This window comes from Actinomadura bangladeshensis (assembly GCF_004348335.1).
In the GTDB taxonomy this organism is placed as follows: domain Bacteria; phylum Actinomycetota; class Actinomycetes; order Streptosporangiales; family Streptosporangiaceae; genus Spirillospora; species Spirillospora bangladeshensis.
Window position 1 is genome coordinate 1 of sequence record NZ_SMJW01000193.1, and the last position, 15,594, is coordinate 15,594.

The 15,594-nt window shown below is 75.0% G+C and carries 14 protein-coding genes and 1 tRNA gene; 10 read left to right on the top strand and 5 right to left on the bottom strand.

Annotation, left to right across the window (positions count from 1 at the left end; translation table 11 throughout):
• A partial coding sequence (locus tag E1284_RS29250; RefSeq protein WP_131943384.1) for a GTP-binding protein occupies window positions 1-1,371 on the bottom strand: 1,371 nt, incomplete at its 3' end.
• 88 nt (window positions 1,372-1,459) lie between these two features.
• Complete coding sequence (locus tag E1284_RS29255) at window positions 1,460-1,729, bottom strand: hypothetical protein (RefSeq protein WP_207924018.1); 270 nt, start codon at window positions 1,727-1,729, stop codon at window positions 1,460-1,462.
• A 100-nt stretch (window positions 1,730-1,829) separates the two neighbouring features.
• On the opposite strand from E1284_RS29255, the gene E1284_RS29260 reads away from it, so the two are divergent.
• Both E1284_RS29260 and E1284_RS29265 read left to right on the top strand, forming a co-directional pair.
• Window positions 1,830-3,260: an MFS transporter gene (locus E1284_RS29260; RefSeq protein ID WP_131943385.1), complete on the top strand. Its 1,431-nt coding sequence runs from the start codon at window positions 1,830-1,832 to the stop codon at window positions 3,258-3,260.
• 149 nt (window positions 3,261-3,409) lie between these two features.
• On the top strand, window positions 3,410-5,308 hold the full coding sequence (locus E1284_RS29265; RefSeq protein WP_131943386.1) for a propionyl-CoA synthetase: 1,899 nt from the start codon (window positions 3,410-3,412) through the stop codon (window positions 5,306-5,308).
• Here the strand turns inward: E1284_RS29265 and E1284_RS29270 are convergent.
• Both E1284_RS29270 and selD read right to left on the bottom strand, forming a co-directional pair.
• Window positions 5,305-5,574, bottom strand: a complete 270-nt coding sequence (locus tag E1284_RS29270) for a GlsB/YeaQ/YmgE family stress response membrane protein (protein ID WP_131943387.1) — start codon at window positions 5,572-5,574, stop codon at window positions 5,305-5,307. The two genes, E1284_RS29265 and E1284_RS29270, sit on opposite strands and share 4 nt — an antisense overlap.
• Before the next feature lie 79 nt (window positions 5,575-5,653).
• Window positions 5,654-6,646: a selenide, water dikinase SelD gene (gene selD, locus E1284_RS29275; RefSeq protein WP_131943388.1), complete on the bottom strand. Its 993-nt coding sequence runs from the start codon at window positions 6,644-6,646 to the stop codon at window positions 5,654-5,656.
• A gap of 182 nt (window positions 6,647-6,828) precedes the next feature.
• On the opposite strand from selD, the gene E1284_RS29280 reads away from it, so the two are divergent.
• From E1284_RS29280 to E1284_RS29290, 3 genes are all read left to right on the top strand, one after another.
• Window positions 6,829-8,670 (top strand): AMP-dependent synthetase/ligase, encoded by a 1,842-nt coding sequence (locus E1284_RS29280; RefSeq protein WP_131943389.1) that lies wholly within the window; start codon window positions 6,829-6,831, stop codon window positions 8,668-8,670.
• Between the two features lie 30 nt (window positions 8,671-8,700).
• A tRNA-Sec gene (locus E1284_RS29285) sits at window positions 8,701-8,796 on the top strand.
• Between the two features lie 44 nt (window positions 8,797-8,840).
• Window positions 8,841-9,023: a DUF3099 domain-containing protein gene (locus E1284_RS29290; protein WP_131943390.1), complete on the top strand. Its 183-nt coding sequence runs from the start codon at window positions 8,841-8,843 to the stop codon at window positions 9,021-9,023.
• A 3-nt stretch (window positions 9,024-9,026) separates the two neighbouring features.
• Here E1284_RS29290 and E1284_RS41870 read toward each other — a convergent pair whose 3' ends face one another.
• The gene (locus E1284_RS41870) at window positions 9,027-9,350 is read right to left on the bottom strand and encodes a DUF4333 domain-containing protein (protein WP_165965471.1); all 324 of its coding nucleotides are present in this window, start codon (window positions 9,348-9,350) and stop codon (window positions 9,027-9,029) included.
• 196 nt (window positions 9,351-9,546) lie between these two features.
• Here E1284_RS41870 and fdhD point away from each other — a divergent pair, with 196 nt between their 5' ends.
• The 5 genes from fdhD (at window position 9,547) to E1284_RS29320 (ending at window position 15,535) form a co-directional block, all read left to right on the top strand.
• Complete coding sequence (gene fdhD / locus E1284_RS29300) at window positions 9,547-10,359, top strand: formate dehydrogenase accessory sulfurtransferase FdhD (RefSeq protein WP_131943392.1); 813 nt, start codon at window positions 9,547-9,549, stop codon at window positions 10,357-10,359.
• A 203-nt stretch (window positions 10,360-10,562) separates the two neighbouring features.
• Window positions 10,563-11,423 (top strand): metal-dependent hydrolase, encoded by an 861-nt coding sequence (locus E1284_RS29305; RefSeq protein WP_341770432.1) that lies wholly within the window; start codon window positions 10,563-10,565, stop codon window positions 11,421-11,423.
• Between the two features lie 186 nt (window positions 11,424-11,609).
• Window positions 11,610-13,334, top strand: a complete 1,725-nt coding sequence (locus tag E1284_RS29310) for an SDR family oxidoreductase (RefSeq protein WP_243714817.1) — start codon at window positions 11,610-11,612, stop codon at window positions 13,332-13,334.
• A 49-nt stretch (window positions 13,335-13,383) separates the two neighbouring features.
• Window positions 13,384-14,997: a phytoene desaturase family protein gene (locus tag E1284_RS29315; protein ID WP_131943395.1), complete on the top strand. Its 1,614-nt coding sequence runs from the start codon at window positions 13,384-13,386 to the stop codon at window positions 14,995-14,997.
• A gap of 103 nt (window positions 14,998-15,100) precedes the next feature.
• On the top strand, window positions 15,101-15,535 hold the full coding sequence (locus E1284_RS29320) for a CBS domain-containing protein (RefSeq protein ID WP_131943396.1): 435 nt from the start codon (window positions 15,101-15,103) through the stop codon (window positions 15,533-15,535).
• The last annotated feature ends 59 nt before the right edge of the window (window positions 15,536-15,594 follow it).

The window sequence follows — 15,594 nt, forward strand, 5'->3', positions numbered from 1 at the left end:
GGGGCCCGGGCCGGGCTGCGGCGCGGGGCCGTAGACGCGCCCGGCGTCCACCCGCAGCGGCGGCCGGACGAGCGCGGTGACCAGCTGCCGGGCCGGGAGGCCGAGCCGCAGCCGGACGGTCTCCAGCGGGATCCCGGGCGCGTGCGGGCTGCCCGCCGCGTGCCGGGACGCCTCCTCGGCGAGGCGGTCGAACAGCGACGACCAGTGCGCCGGGTCGGCGACCCACTCGCCGTTCAGCGCGACGGCGTCCGGCGGCGGGGCGCAGCCCATCAGCGACAGCTCCGAGCGCCGCAGCACGCCGTGCCGGCGCAGCACGATCGTGCCGTCCGGGCGGTCCGGCCAGGACGCCAGCTCGCGGGCGCGGGCCGCGCCGGCGCCGCGCCGCACGAGGGTCGGCGGCCGGACGTCCAGGACGCTCACCCCGGCGATCGAGCGGCGCTCCGGGTCGCGCAGGACGCCGGTGTCGCCGAGGTGCAGGGCGAGCCGGGTGTTCAGGGTCAGCCGGGCGGTGTCGGGGCCGAGCGGCCGCAGCCGGACCGGGACGGCGGCGGACCCGAGGTGCAGCGTCATCTGCCGGGCCAGCCGCCCGGACGCCTCGCCGAACCGGGTCCGGACGTCGATGCAGGTGGTGTGGGTCCAGGCGCCGGGGGTGACGAGGGCCATGCCGGGGTCGACGCGCCCGGCGTCGCGGAGCGTCAGCACGATGCGGGAGACGCCGCCGACGCTGTCGCAGGGCTCGCCCGCGCAGCCGATCGTCCGGACCCGGACCCGGTCCCCGGCGGGCATCAGCAGCAGCTCGTCGCCGACCGCGACCGTCCCGGCGGTGAGGGTGCCGGTGACGACGGTCTGCCGCCCGGCGGTGAAGGCGTGGTCGGCCCACAGCCGCACCGGCGCCGCGGGGTCGGGGACGGGCAGCCGGCCGGTGAGCCGGTCGAGGGCGGCGGCCAGGCCGTCCATGCCGGCGCCGGTGACGGTGCTGACCGCGACGGCCTCCACGCCGCGCAGCGCGGTGCCGGCGAGCCGGTCGCGGACCTGCCGGAGCGCGAGCCGCGCGTCGGCGAGGTCGGACTTGGTGACCGCGAGGACGCCCGCCCCGACGCCGAGCGCGCCGAGCGCGTCCAGGTGCTCGCCGGTCTGCGGCATCCACCCCTCGTCGGCGGCCACGGCGAGCAGCGCCGCGGGGGCGGGCGCGGCGCCGGCGAGCATGGCCGGGACGGACCGCTCGGCGCCGGGGGCGTCGACGAACGCCACGCGGCGGCCCGACGGCAGCCGCGTCCAGGCGCCCGCCTCCCCCGGCTCCCTGCCGGTGAGGGCGCGCACGAGCGCCGACTTGCCGTGCCCACCGTGTCCGGCGGTGGTGACGACCTGCATCAGCGTCCTTTCCGGGCCGAGACGCCAAAGGCCGTGCGGGGGAATCCAGTGCGGGGGTTGTGCAGACGGAGGTCCACGGTAGGCAACCCTAGGGACGCGGGCGCTCCGCGCCAAACCCGGCGTGCGAGTGGGCGGCGAAGTCGTCGACCATCCGGTGCACGAGGGGCCGCATCGGGCCGCCGCCGTCGGCCAGCGCGCGCAGCACCGGGACGGCGGCGCGGTCGACGGGCACGCCGGCCGCGACGACGGTCCGGTCGTGCCGGCGGGCCCGGGTCAGCATGTGCGCGACGCGGCTGAGCGCCCGCTCGATCTCGACGGTCCCGATCTCGGCCGGATCCGGCGGCGCACCTGGCGACATGCGGAAAACCCTACCGCTCTACACTTACTTAACTTAAGTAAGCAAAGCGCCGCGAGACCGGCCGTCGCCGACCGGACACCGCACCTTTGGGGAGGTTCGCATGACCGGCGCCCCGGTCACGGCGCGGACGGCGGCGGGGCCCCCGGCCACCGATCCGGCGCGCACCGGCCGCATCCTGCTCGCGCTCGCGGGGGCCGGGATGGTCGTCTCGGTGCAGCAGACCCTCGTGCTGCCGCTGCTGCCCCAGCTCATGGTCCGCTTCGACGCCCCGATCACCGACGTGACCTGGGTGTTCACCGCCTCGCTGCTGGCCGGCGCGGTCGCCACCCCGCTGCTGGCCCGGTTCGGCGACATGTACGGCAAGAAGCGGATGATCATGCTGGCGCTGGTGCTGCTGGTGGCCGGCTCGGTGCTCTGCGCGGCGTCCGGCTCGCTGCCGGTCCTCATCGCCGGGCGCGCGCTGCAGGGCGTCTCGTCCTCGATGATCCCGCTCGCCATCGGCATGATCCGGGACGCGTTCCCGCGCGAGCGGATCACCACCGCGATCGGCATCGTCAGCGCCACCATGGGCGTGGGCGGCAGCGCCGGCATGATCGTGACCGGGCTGATCGCGGCCCGCACCGACAGCCACCGCCCGGTGTTCTGGATCACCGCCGCGCTGGGCGCCGCGGCGCTGGCGCTGGTCGCCGCGTGCGCCCGCGACACCGGCACCCGGGCCGGCGGGCGGCCCGACATCGCGGGCGCGGTGCTGCTCGCCGGCTGGCTGGTCTGCCTGCTGCTCGCCATCAGCGAGGGCAACGCGTGGGGCTGGACGTCCGGCGGCGTCCTCGGCCTGTTCGGCGGCGCCGCCGCGCTGTGCGCGGTGTGGGTGGCCGTCGAACTGCGGGTGCGCTCGCCGCTGGTGCGGCTGAACCTGCTGGTCGGGGCCCGGTCGCTGTCGGCGAACGTCGTGTCGGCGCTGCTCGGCTTCTCGATGTTCGCCGCGTTCACGCTGATCGCCGGGTTCGTGCAGTCGCCGTCCGCGCGGGTCGGGTACGGGCTGGACGGCTCGGTGCTGGACGTCGGCCTCTACATGCTGCCGAGCACCGTCACGATGCTGCTGTTCTCGTGGGCGTCCGGCAGGATCGCCGCCCGGATCGGCACCGCCTACACCCTCGCGGTCGGGTCGGCGTTCGCCGGGCTGTGCTACGCGTGGCTCGCGGTGTCCAACGCGCACGTGTACGACATGCTCGCGTTCAGCGCGATCCAGGGCATCGGGTTCGGGATCGCCTACGCGGCGCTCGGCACGCTCGCCGTCCAGCACGTCCCGATGGACCAGAGCGGCATCGCCAGCGGGATCAACTCCCTCGTCCGCACGACCGGCGGCGGCGTCGCCGGGGCCGTGACGGCGTCGGTGCTGGCCGGGCAGGTGATCGCCGGGACCGAGGTGCCCACGCTCGCCGCCTACGAGCTGTGCTTCTGGATCGTCGCGGCGGGCGCCGCCGTGGCCGCCGCCGTCGCCGTCGTCCACGCCCTGCGGCACCCCGACTGACGGCCGCGGCGGGCGCGGCGGAGCGGGACCGGACGGCGCGGGCCCTTGACGAACGGGCCCCGGGGCATGCCCTATAGGGATGCGGCCCTCATCACCGAAGGGGGCCGCGGCGCAGATCGGGGCCAGGGACCCGCCACCGGGAGGACGACATGGGCGCCTACGCGGCCGCGTACGAACGCAGCATCGCCGACCCGACCCGCTTCTGGGGGCTGGCGGCCCGCGACGTCCGCTGGCTCGTGCCCCCGGACCGGGTGCTGGACGACGGCGCGCCGCCGTTCTACCGCTGGTTCACTGGCGGCGAGCTGAACACGTGCGACAACGCGCTCGACCGGCACGTCGAGGAGGGCCGCGGCGACCAGGCCGCGCTGATCTACGACAGCCCCGTCACCGGGACGGTGCGCACCTACACCTTCCGGGAGCTGACCGGCCTCGTCGCCCGGTTCGCCGGGGCGCTGCGCGCGCAGGGCGTCGACCGGGGCGACCGCGTCGTCATCTACCTGCCGATGATCCCCGAGGCGGTCATCGCGATGCTGGCGTGCGCCCGGCTCGGCGCGGTGCACTCGGTGGTGTTCGGCGGGTTCGCGGCGCGGGAGCTGGCCGTCCGGATCGACGACGCCCGGCCGAAGGCGGTCGTGTCGGCGTCCTGCGGCATCGAGGCGGGCCGGATCGTCCCCTACAAGCCGCTGCTGGACCAGGCGCTGGAGATGGCGCGGCACAAGGTCGAGCGCTGCGTGATCCGGCAGCGCGAGCAGCTGCACGCCGACCTCGTGCGGCCCCGGGACGTGGAGTGGGACGAGGCCGTCGCCGCCGCCGGGCCCGCCGAGTGCGTGCCGGTCGCCGCGACCGACCCCCTGTACATCCTGTACACGTCCGGGACGACCGGGCGGCCGAAGGGCGTCGTCCGCGACAACGGCGGGCACGCGGTCGCGCTGCGCTGGTCGATGGAGAACGTGTTCGGCGTCGGGCCCGGCGACGTGTGGTGGGCCGCGTCCGACGTCGGCTGGGTCGTCGGGCACTCCTACATCGTGTACGCGCCGCTGCTGACCGGCTGCGCGACCGTCCTGTACGAGGGCAAGCCGGTCGGGACGCCGGACGCGGGCGCGTTCTGGCGCGTCGCCGCGCGGCACCGGGTGAAGGCGATCTTCGCGGCGCCGACCGCGATCCGGGCGATCAAGAAGGAGGACCCGGAGGGCGCGCTGCTCGCCGGGCACGACCTGGCGGCACTGGACACGCTGTTCCTCGCCGGGGAGCGGCTCGACCCCGACACCTACCGCTGGGCGTCGCGGATCCTTGACAGGCCGGTCATCGACCACTGGTGGCAGACCGAGACCGGCTGGCCGATCGTGGCGAACCCGCGCGGGCTGGAGCCGATGCCGGTCAAGGCGGGCTCGCCGTCGGTGCCCGTGCCCGGCTACGACGTGCGGGTCCTCGGCCCGGACGGCGGGTCCGTCCCGCCCGGCACCGACGGCGACATCGCGATCCGGCTGCCGCTGCCGCCCGGCACGCTGCCCACCCTCTGGCAGGACGACGAGCGGTTCGTCGAGTCGTACCTGACGAAGTACCCCGGCCACTACCTGACCGGCGACGGCGGGCACATCGACGAGGACGGCTACGTCTGGGTCATGGGCCGCACCGACGACGTCATCAACGTGGCGGGGCACCGGCTGTCCACCGGGACGATGGAGGAGGTCATCTCCTCCCACCCGGCCGTCGCCGAGTGCGCGGTCATCGGCGTCGAGGACGCGCTGAAGGGGCAGGTCCCGCGCGGCCTCGTCGTGCTGAAGAGCGGCGTCCTCGCCGAGCCGGAGGAACTGGGCGCGGAACTGGTGAGGATGGTCCGCGACCAGGTCGGGCCGGTCGCCGCGCTGAAGGAGATCGCGGTCGTCCCGGCGCTGCCGAAGACCCGGTCCGGCAAGATCCTGCGGGGCGTGATGCGGGGCATCGCCGACGGCCGGGAGGTGACCGTCCCGTCCACGATCGAGGACCCCGGCGTCCTGGAGGACCTGCGGCCCGTCCTGCGCCGGGGCCAGCGGCCCCGGCGGGGCTAGCGGCCGCTCCGCTTCGGCCAGAACGCCGCCGTCAGGCAGACGCCGGCCGCCGCGAGCCCCGCCTGCAGGGCCGCCTCCCAGGGGCTCCAGCCGCCGCTGCCGAGCTCGAACACCTGGGCCAGGCCGGTGCCGGCGAACGCCGCGACGACGCCGGTCGCCATCAGCAGCCAGACCGGCATGCCCGGCCGGTCCGGCAGCAGCAGCTTCCCGAGGACACCGATCACCGCGCCCAGGACGACGGCGGCCGCGAGCCCCCCGATGGTCATGCGCGCTCCCTCACTCCCCGTCCCGTGGGAACGGTCCAACGATCCCTACCCGCGTCCCGCCCGGCGACACGGGAGACCGTCAGCGGACGACGAGCGCGCGCCGCCCTCGCGGGACGAGCTCGCCGATGACCGGGGCGCCCGGGACCTCCCCGGCGACGAGCAGCCCGCCGGAGGTCTGCGCGTCGGCGAGCAGCAGCCGCTCCTCCTCGGCGATCCGGCGGAAGTCGGTGTGCGGCGACACCCACGCCAGGTTCCGCCGGGTGCCGCCGGGCACGAACCCGTCCCGGACGGCGGCCCGCGCCCCGTCCAGGTAGGGGACGGCGGACGCCTCGACCACGGCCGTGACGCCGCTCGCCCGCGCCACCTTGTACAGGTGGCCGAGCAGCCCGAAGCCGGTGACGTCGGTGGCGCACACGGCGCCGCGCTCCAGGGCGGCGACGGACGCGTCCGCGTTGAGCCGGGTCATCGCGTCCACCGCGTGCGGGAACACCTCGCCGGTGGCCTTGTGCCGGGCGTTGAGGACGCCGAGGCCGAGCGGCTTGGTCAGCGACAGCGGGACGCCCGGGCGGCCCGCGTCCAGCCGCAGCAGCCGGGCGGGGTCGGCGACGCCGGTCACCGCGAGGCCGTACTTGGGCTCGGGGTCGTCGATGCTGTGCCCGCCCGCGATCGCGCAGCCGGCGAGGGCCGCGACGTCCCGGCCGCCGCGCAGCACCTCGCGGGCCAGCTCGGCGGGCAGCGCGTCGACCGGCCAGGCGAGCAGGTTCAGCGCCATCAGCGGCTCGCCGCCGACCGCGTAGACGTCCGACAGCGCGTTGGCGGCGGCGATCCGGCCCCAGTCGTAGGCGTCGTCGACGACCGGGGTGAAGAAGTCCGCGGTGGACACGACCGCGCGGCCGCCGGCGATCCGCAGCACCGCGGCGTCGTCGCCGTCCGGGCCGCCGACGAGCAGCGACTCGTCCCCGCCGGTGAGGCCGGTCACGACCCGCTCCAGCACCCCGGGCGGGATCTTGCAGGCGCAGCCGCCGCCGTGCGCGTACTGCGTCAGGCGGGCGGCCGGGGCGAGGCGGGTCACCCGCACGATTTAACGCACAACTATCGCAAATGATCAAGAAACGGACAGTATGGGTATGGTCACCGAACAGGGAACATCCCGCCCGACCAGCGCGGAAATCCCGGAAACCCTTGTCCGAACGGCGTTCGGCATGATGCGATTCCCTCTCCTGCAAGTCATCACTTACTTCCTCGAGGGGCGAGATGGGGATTCGGGAACAGCAGGCCGAGCTCGACCGGGCCGTCGCGGGCCGGACCGTCTGCACGAGCCTGGCGGAGACCGCCGACGAGCACGGCGGGCGGCCCGCCTACTCCGACCGGGTCGACGGCGAGTGGAAGACCCTGACCTGGGCGGACACCCGCACCCGCGCGCTGGAGACGGCCGCCGGGTTCGCCGCCCTCGGGCTGGAGCCCGGCGACGTCGTGGCGCTGATGATGCCGAACCGCTCCGAGCACGTCCTGGCCGACCTCGGCGCCGTCCACGCGGGCGGGATCCCGACCACGGTGTACGCGACGCTCGCGCCCGACCAGGTCGCGTTCGTGGCCGGGCACTGCGCGGCCAGGTACGCCGTCCTGGACGGCCGGGACCAGCTCGACCGCTGGCAGCCCGTCCTCGACCGGCTGCCCGAGCTGCGCACGATCATCGTCGTGGACGCCGCCGCCTGCCCGCCCGGCGACCGCTACCTCACCTGGGACGCCTTCACCGCGCTCGGCCGCGAGCGGCTCGCCGCCGACCCGGCCGAGATCGACCGCCGCTGGCGGGCCGTCAAGCCCGGGGACACCGTCACCCTCCTCTACACCTCCGGCACGACCGGCGACCCCAAGGGCGTCCTGATCACCCACTCGATGGTGCTGCACGAGTCGGCGATGGTGCGGCGCAGCTCGGTGCTGCCCGACCACCCGGCGGGCGTGTCGTACCTGCCGTTCGCGCACATCGCCGACCGCGTCCTCAGCTACTACCTGCCGGTCACGCTCGCCTCCCACATCCACTTCTGCCCGGACCCGACGCAGCTCGGCGCGGTCCTGAAGGACGTGCGCCCGCACTCCTTCTTCGGCGTGCCGCGCATCTGGGAGAAGCTGATGGCGGGCATCCAGGCCGTCCTGTCCGCCGAGCCGGACGAGGCGAAGAAGCAGGCGGTCGCCGCCGCGCTCGAGGCGGGCCGCGCCCACGTGCGGGCCCAGGAGTTCGGCAACACGCCCACCCCGGAGATCACCGCCGCCTTCGAGCGGGCCGACCAGGCCGTCCTCACACCGATGCGCGCCCTGCTCGGCCTGGACCGCGTCCGGCAGGCCTCCAGCGCCGCCGCGCCGCTGCCCCTGGACGTCGCCCGGTTCTTCGCCGGCCTCGGCCTGAAGATCTTCGACGCCTACGGGATGACGGAGACGACCGGCGCCATCACCGCCAACCTCGCCGACTCCTTCAAGCTCGGCACCGTCGGCCGCGCCTTCGAGGGCGTCGAGCTCAGGCTGGCCGGCGACGGCGAGATCCTCGTGCGCGGCGCCACCTGCACCCCCGGCTACCTGAACCGGCCGGACGCGACCGCCGAACTGATCGACGCCGACGGCTGGGTGCGCACCGGCGACGTCGGCCGCCTGGACGAGGACGGCTTCCTCACCGTCGTCGACCGCAAGAAGGAGCTGATCATCACCGCGGGCGGCGAGAACATCGCCCCGTCCCTCATCGAGAACCACCTGAAGGAGCACCCGCTCATCGGCCAGGCCCTCGCCTTCGGCGACCGCCGCCCCTACGTCGTCGCGCTCATCACCCTCGACGGCGAGGTCGCCCCCGTGTGGGCCGCCGCCCACGGCATCGACACCACCGACCTCGCCGCGCTCGCCGACCACCCCCTCGTCCTGGAGGAGGTCGCCAAGGCCGTCGAGGACGCCAACACCCGGCTCGCACGCGTCCAGCAGGTCAAGAAGTGGCGCCTGCTGCCCGCCGAGTGGACCGCCGAGAGCGAGGAGCTGACCCCGACCCTCAAGCTCAAGCGGCGCGTCGTCCACACCAAGTACTCCCCCGACATCGACGCGCTCTACGCGGGCTGACCGCGGGCCCCGCGGGCTAAGATCACTGGCGGAGGCGTGTGAGCGCCTGGTGGCCTCCCCGGCCTTCAAAGCCGACGGTCCCGAGGATCTCGGGACGGCGGGTTCGATTCCCGTACGCCTCCGCCACCGCCCGCCCCCGCCGGCCGGGGGGCGCGGCGTAGCGTGGAGGTATGCGGAGGCGGAAGATCGCCTACGGGATCATGATGGGGACGTGCCTCGTCCTCTTCGTGCTGGCGTGGGCCGTCGTGCGGGACTGGTCGCACACCGCCGCGATCGTGATGTCGGTGGTGGCGCTCGCCATCCCGCCGTTCGCGGCGATCGTGGCGAACTGGAACATCGACCGCCGCGACTGACGGCTACTCGGCGCCCTTGGGCTGCGGCGGCTCCTTCATGCTGAAGCGGACCTGGTCGCCGTCGACCGAGGTGACGGTGACGGTGAGCGGGTAGGTGCCGCCCTTGCCGTCCCGCACCGTGCAGTTGATGGTCGCGCCGACCTCGCCCTTGAGGTCCTCGGGGCACTCGGCGGTGGCCGGGCCGATGCCGCCGTCGTCGAAGGGCGGGCCGAACTTGGCGACGATCTGCTGCTCCACCGCGTCGGCCGAGACGGTCTTGGTGAGCTCGCAGCCGGCGAGGGTCAGGGCCAGGCCGGCGAGAAGGGGTAGGGCCAGATACTTGCGCATGGGCGGGTGCTTCTCCCCGTGTGCTTCGGTTGCGCGCACCCCGGTCCCCGTGGGGTGCGCCTTGGACGCTTCGATGATCGGCCGCGGGACACCCCGGGAGCCAGGGCGTGCGGTCCCGACGAAAAAGGGACCGAAAACGGGACAGATCGGTCCGAACTTTTCGTTACTCGCGGGTTTCCGGGGTACCGTCCGGTTCATGGGGCGGATCACCGTGCGCAGGCCCGTGCTGCGGCTGAGTACGAGCGGGGCCCGCGGACGCCGGCCCGACACGCTCGCGGTGGAGGAGCCGCTGGAGATCCGCGTCGCGGGCAAGCCCCTCACGATCACGATGCGCACGCCGGGGCACGACTTCGACCTCGTGGCCGGGTTCCTCGCGGCCGAGGGGGTGATCGGCGGCGCCGGCGACCTCGCGGCGATGCGGTACTGCGCCGACACGGCCGAGCAGAACACCCTCGACGTCGCGCTGGCGCCCGGGGTGCCGCCGCCGAACGATTCGATGACCCGGGCCTTCACCACGACCAGCGCCTGCGGCGTGTGCGGGAAGTCGAGCATCGAGGCGCTGCGCGCCGACCGCCCGTACGAGGTGGGCGGCGACCCGGTCCGGATCCCGCCGGAGGTGCTGGCGGTGCTGCCGGACCGGCTGCGCGCGGCGCAGCGGGTGTTCGACCGGACGGGCGGGCTGCACGCGGCCGGGCTGTTCGACGCCGGCGGCGGGCTGCTCGCCGTGCGCGAGGACGTCGGCCGGCACAACGCGGTCGACAAGGTGGTCGGCTGGGCGCTGCGGCAGGGGCGGCTGCCGCTCACCGGAACGGTGCTGGTGGTGAGCGGGCGCGCGTCGTTCGAGCTGACGCAGAAGGCGATGGCGGCGGGCGTCCCGGTCCTCGCCGCGGTGTCGGCGCCGTCGTCGCTGGCGGTGGAGCTCGCCGAGGACGCCGGAATGACCCTGGTCGGCTTCCTGCGCGGCGAGACCATGAACGTTTACGCGGGGGCCGAGCGAATCGCCCTCTGAAGGGCGGGACTTGTCATCACGAGCCGAAAACCAAGCGGTAACTTGTTGGTCCGGCGGCAAGAAACCGCAGCGCACGAGGAGTTGACTGTCCCCCCAATGCATACGCGCGCGCGGAAGCGAGGGACGGCATGACGAGGCCCCTGACAGACGGCGGAGCGGCGTCCGGCATCGATGAGCGCCACCCCCCGATCAAGCCTCGGCGGGTGTCCTTCGACTGGTCGGCGACACCGCTGCACTGGGTGCCCGGCGACCCCGTCGCCACGCACATCATCAACTCGTTCCACATCGTCCTGCCCGAGGGCGAGAAGTGGTTCATCCAGTGCGTGAAGGACGCGCGGCCGTACATCGAGGACGAGCGCCTGCTGGAGGAGATCAAGGGCTTCATCGGGCAGGAGATGGTGCACGCCCGCTCGCACCAGGGCGTCCTCGACCAGATCCTGGAGGCGAACGGGATCGACGTCTCCAAGATCACCGGCGCGGCGGCGAAGGGCAACGCCGACCGGCCCGCGCAGATGGCGGCGCTGAAGGAGAGGAACCCGCGCGCGTGGCGGCGCCGGCTGCGGTTCGAACTGGCCGCGGTCGCCTCGATCGAGCACTACACCGCCGTCCTCGGCCAGTGGATCATGGACAACGAGCGGTTCGAGAAGGCCGGGGTGGACCCGACCATGCTGGACCTGCTGCGCTGGCACGGCGCCGAGGAGGTCGAGCACCGGTCGGTGGTGTTCGACGTCTACCGGGCCATGGGCGGCCGCTATCCCACGCGGGTCGCGGCGTGGGTGGTGTCGCTGTTCTTCCTGTACTGGGCGCTGATCGGCGGGTCGCTGTACCTGCTCAGGCAGGACCCGACGATCAAGAAGCGGGTGACGCCGCTGCGGGTGTACCGGTCGTACCGGCGGTCGGTCCGGCTGGGGCACGTGCCGGGCATCTTCAAGCTGCTGCTCGGCGAGGCTCCGGTGTACCTGAAGCCGAACCACCACCCGTCGAAGGTGTGCTCCACGCCGCGCGCGCTGGAGTACCTCAGGCAGTCCCCCGCCGCGAAGGCCGCGGGCTACGACCCCTACTGAAGCCACCGACCCGCCACTGACCCGCCGCTCCCCGCCTGAGGGCCCGTACCGCCGCGCCGTACGGGCCCTCGGGCGTTGCGGTGGCGGGACTCACGCCGCGTCCCCTTGACCGCGGGGACGATTCGGCGATTTATTACCAGGGTGTCTAATAAAGCGGCCCGTATCCCTCTGGCGGCCAGGCGCCGGGTGCGCGGCGACGGGGTCGACCTCGCGGTCTGCGAGCAGGGCGACCCGTCGCGGCCCACCGTGCTGCTCGTCCACGGCTATCCCGACACGCACGCGGTGTGGGACGAGGTGGCCGCGCTGCTCGCCGAGCGGTTCCACGTCGTCCGGTACGACGTGCGCGGGGCGGGCGCGTCGTCGCGGCCCTTCGGGCGCAAGCGCTACACCTTCGACTACCTGATGTCGGACATGCGGGCCGTGCTGGACGCGACCGTGCCCGACCGCAAGGTGCATCTCGTCGGGCACGACTGGGGGTCGATCCAGGGCTGGGAGGCGGCCTGCACGATGCCGGAGCGCTTCGCCTCCTTCACCTCCATCTCCGGCCCGTGCCTGGACCACGTCGGCCACTGGATGCGGCGCAGCCTCGCCCGCCCCACGCCCGGCAACCTGAGGCGGGCGGCCGGGCAGGGCGCGCGGTCCTGGTACATCTACTTCTTCCAGACGCCGGTCCTGCCGGAGGCGCTGTGGCTGGGCGGGATGACCCGGCTGTTCACCCGCGCCCTGGCCGCCGGCGAGGGCGTCGCGCCGCGCGCCGGCCATCCGGCGCGGACGATGGCGCGCGACGCCGCGGCCGGGGTCGGGCTGTACCGGGCGAACATGGCGCGGCGGCTGCGCCGGCCGCGCGACCGGCGCACCGACGTGCCGACCCAGGTCATCGTCCCGACGAGGGACCTGTTCGTCTCACCGCACCTGGTGGCCGGCCTCGGCGAGCGCGTCCCGCACCTGTCGCTGCGGCCGGTCGCGGCCGGGCACTGGGTGCCGCGCAGCCATCCCGGCGTCGTCGCGCGCTGGATCACCGAGCACATCGCGGGCGTCGGAGGCGGCCCGCTCACCGCCGCCGAGTCCCGGGCGCTGGACCGGGCGCGGGTGCGTCCGGGGCGGCGCCCGTTCGACGGCTCGCTCGTCGTCGTCACCGGCGCGGGCAGCGGGATCGGCCGCGCCACGGCGCTCGCGTTCGCCCGGCGCGGCGCCGCGGTCCTCGCGGCCGACATCGACCTGGACGCCGCCCAGCGCACCGCCGGACTCGCCGGCCCCGCATGCCGCGCCTACCGGGTGGACGTGTCCGACCCCACCGCGATGGAGGACTTTGCCAAGGCCGTCCTGCACGAGCACGGCGTACCGGACGTCGTCGTCAACAACGCGGGCATCGGCATGGCCGGGTCCTTCTTCGACCACTCCCCCGACGACTGGCGCAAGGTCCTGGACGTCAACCTGTGGGGCGTCGTCCACGGCTCGCGGCTCTTCGCCGCGCAGATGGCCGAGCGCGGGCAGGGCGGGCACATCGTCAACACCGCGTCGGCCGCCGCGTTCACGCCGTCCCGCGCGCTGCCCGCCTACGCGACCGGCAAGGCGGCCGTGCTGATGCTGTCGGAGTGCCTGCGGGCCGAGCTGAAGGGCAAGGGCATCGGGGTCAGCGCCATCTGCCCGGGGATCGTCGACACCGGCATCACCCGGACGGCCCGGTTCGTCGGGCGCGGCGAGGACGCGGAGAACCGCGGCCGGGAGCGGGCGGCCCGGGCCTACGCGCGCCGCGGGTACGGGCCGGAACGGGTGGCGGAGCAGATCGTCGCGGCCGTCCGCAACGATCGCGCGGTCGTCCCCGTGACGCCCGAGGCGCGGCTCGCGCACCTCGCGTCCCGCGTGGCGCCGGGCGCGCTGCGGCTCCTCGCCCGCCTCGACCCGGGCTGAACCGCGCCCGGCCGGGTACCCGTAGGGTGATCATCGGGAGGGATGCCGGATGGCGGACGCCGTGGTCGTCGGCGCGGGGCACAACGGGCTCGTCGCGGCCAACCTGCTGGCCGACGCGGGCTGGGACGTGGAGGTCCTGGAGGCGCAGCCCGAGCCGGGCGGCGCCGTGCGCAGCGACCGGGGCGTCCACCCCGACTACGTCAGCGACCTGTGCAGCGCCTTCTACCCGCTCGGCGTCGCGTCGCCGGTGATGCGCGCGCTGGAGCTGGAGCGGCACGGGCTGCGCTGGCGGCACGCGCCGGCCGTCCTCGCGCACCCGCTGCCGGACGGGCGCTGCGCCGTCCTCGAACGCGACCGCGACGCCACCGCGGCGAACCTGGAGCGGCTCGGCGCGGGCGACGGCGAGGCGTGGCTGCGGCTCTGCGCGGCGTGGGACGCGATGGGGGAGGACGTGCTGCGCGCCCTGTTCACCCCGTTCCCGCCGGTGCGAGCGGCGCTGCCGCTGGCGGCGGCGGCGCGCCGCGCGGGCGGGCTGCGGATCGCGCGGTCGCTGCTCGCGCCCGTCCGCACGCTCGGCGAGCAGGAGTTCACCGGGCCGGGCGGGCGGCTGCTGCTCGCCGGGGCGGCGCTGCACACCGACATGCTCCCCGAGTCGACGGCCGGGTCGGTGTTCGGCTGGCTGCTCGCCATGATCGGCCAGCGGGACGGCTGGCCGGTGCCCGAGGGCGGGGCGGGCGAGCTGACCGCCGCGCTCGTGCGGCGGCTGGAGGCGCGGGGCGGGCGGCTGCGCTGCGGCACGCCGGTCGCGTCCGTCGTCGTCCGGGGCGGGCGCGCGCTCGGCGTCCGCACCGCCGGGGGCGAGCCGGTACGGGCCGCGAAGGCGGTGCTCGCGGACGTGTCGGCGCCCGCCCTCTACGGCGGCCTCGTCGGCTGGTCCGACCTGCCCGCCTCGCTGCGCGCGGACATGCGCCGCTTCAGCTGGGACCACGCCACCTTCAAGGTCGACTGGGCGCTGTCGGGCCCGATCCCGTGGTCGTCGCCCGGCGCGGCGCGGGCCGGGACCGTCCACCTCTCCCCCGGCATGGAGGCGCTCACCGACTACAGCGCCGACCTCGCCACCGGCCGCGTCCCCGCCGAGCCGTTCGCGCTGCTCGGCCAGATGACGACCGCCGACCCTTCCCGCTCCCCGGCCGGGACCGAGTCGGTCTGGGCGTACACGCACGTCCCGCACCGGGTGCGGCGCGACGCGGGCCCCGACGGCATCACCGGCGCCTGGGACGAGCGCGAGCAGAACGCCATGGCCGACCGGCTGGAGGGCGTGGTGGAGCGCCTCGCGCCGGGCTTCCGCTCCCGCATCGCCGACCGCCGCGTCATCGCGCCGCCGGCGTTCCAGGACCACGACGCCAACCTGCTGAACGGCGCCCTGAACGGCGGTACGGCGCTGATCCACCAGCAGCTGGTGTTCCGTCCCGTGCCCGGCCTCGGACGTGCCGAGACGCCCATCCCGGGCCTGTACCTGGCGTCGGCGTCCGCCCATCCCGGCGGCGGCGTCCACGGCGCCTGCGGGGCCAACGCCGCCCGCGCCGCGCTCGCGCACGCCGGGCCGGGCGGCCGCGTCCTCACCTCCGCCCTCGGCGCGCTCGGCCGGTTGCTGGCCCCGTAGCTCGTTTTGCCGCCGCGGGGTTTTCCTCGGCGCCGGAACATGCGACCTTGGCAGGAACCAGCCGGGCGGCGGCCGCCCGGCGACCGGCACCGGAGCGTGAGGCATGCGGATTCGCGACATCCTGCGGCGGAAGGGGGACACGGTGGCCACGGTGCTGCCCGACGCCACCGTGCGGCAGCTGCTCGCCGTCCTGGCGGAGCACAACATCGGGGCGGTGGTCGTCTCGCCCGACGGCGCGTCCATCGCCGGCATCGTGTCCGAACGCGACGTGGTGCGGCGGCTGCACGACAATGGCGCGGCGCTGCTGGACCGGCCCGTCTCCGAGATCATGACCGCCGAGGTCCGCAGCTGCGGACCCGGCGACCAGGTGGAGGGCCTGCGCCGGACCATGACCGAGCACCGGTTCCGGCACGTCCCCGTCGTCGAGGACGGCCGGCTCGCCGGGATCGTCAGCATCGGCGACGTCGTCAAGAGCGCCATCGACGAGCTGGAGAGCGAGCGCGAGCACCTGGTCGGCTACATCCAGCGCGCGCCCTGACCCGGCCGCCGGCTCGGGCGCGGGGGCGGGCGCGGGCTCAGACGTAGGCGGGCAGCGGG

Excerpts from the sequence above, each read along its gene's own strand:
- E1284_RS29255 (WP_207924018.1), bottom strand. The coding sequence starts at position 1,729 with ATGTCGCCAGGTGCGCCGCCGGATCCGGCCGAGATCGGGACCGTCGAG.
- E1284_RS29260 (WP_131943385.1), top strand. The coding sequence starts at position 1,830 with ATGACCGGCGCCCCGGTCACGGCGCGGACGGCGGCGGGGCCCCCGGCC.
- E1284_RS29265 (WP_131943386.1), top strand. The coding sequence starts at position 3,410 with ATGGGCGCCTACGCGGCCGCGTACGAACGCAGCATCGCCGACCCGACC.
- E1284_RS29270 (WP_131943387.1), bottom strand. The coding sequence starts at position 5,574 with ATGACCATCGGGGGGCTCGCGGCCGCCGTCGTCCTGGGCGCGGTGATC.
- E1284_RS29280 (WP_131943389.1), top strand. The coding sequence starts at position 6,829 with ATGGGGATTCGGGAACAGCAGGCCGAGCTCGACCGGGCCGTCGCGGGC.
- E1284_RS29290 (WP_131943390.1), top strand. The coding sequence starts at position 8,841 with ATGCGGAGGCGGAAGATCGCCTACGGGATCATGATGGGGACGTGCCTC.
- E1284_RS41870 (WP_165965471.1), bottom strand. The coding sequence starts at position 9,350 with ATGCGCAAGTATCTGGCCCTACCCCTTCTCGCCGGCCTGGCCCTGACC.
- fdhD (WP_131943392.1), top strand. The coding sequence starts at position 9,547 with ATGGGGCGGATCACCGTGCGCAGGCCCGTGCTGCGGCTGAGTACGAGC.
- E1284_RS29315 (WP_131943395.1), top strand. The coding sequence starts at position 13,384 with ATGGCGGACGCCGTGGTCGTCGGCGCGGGGCACAACGGGCTCGTCGCG.
- E1284_RS29320 (WP_131943396.1), top strand. The coding sequence starts at position 15,101 with ATGCGGATTCGCGACATCCTGCGGCGGAAGGGGGACACGGTGGCCACG.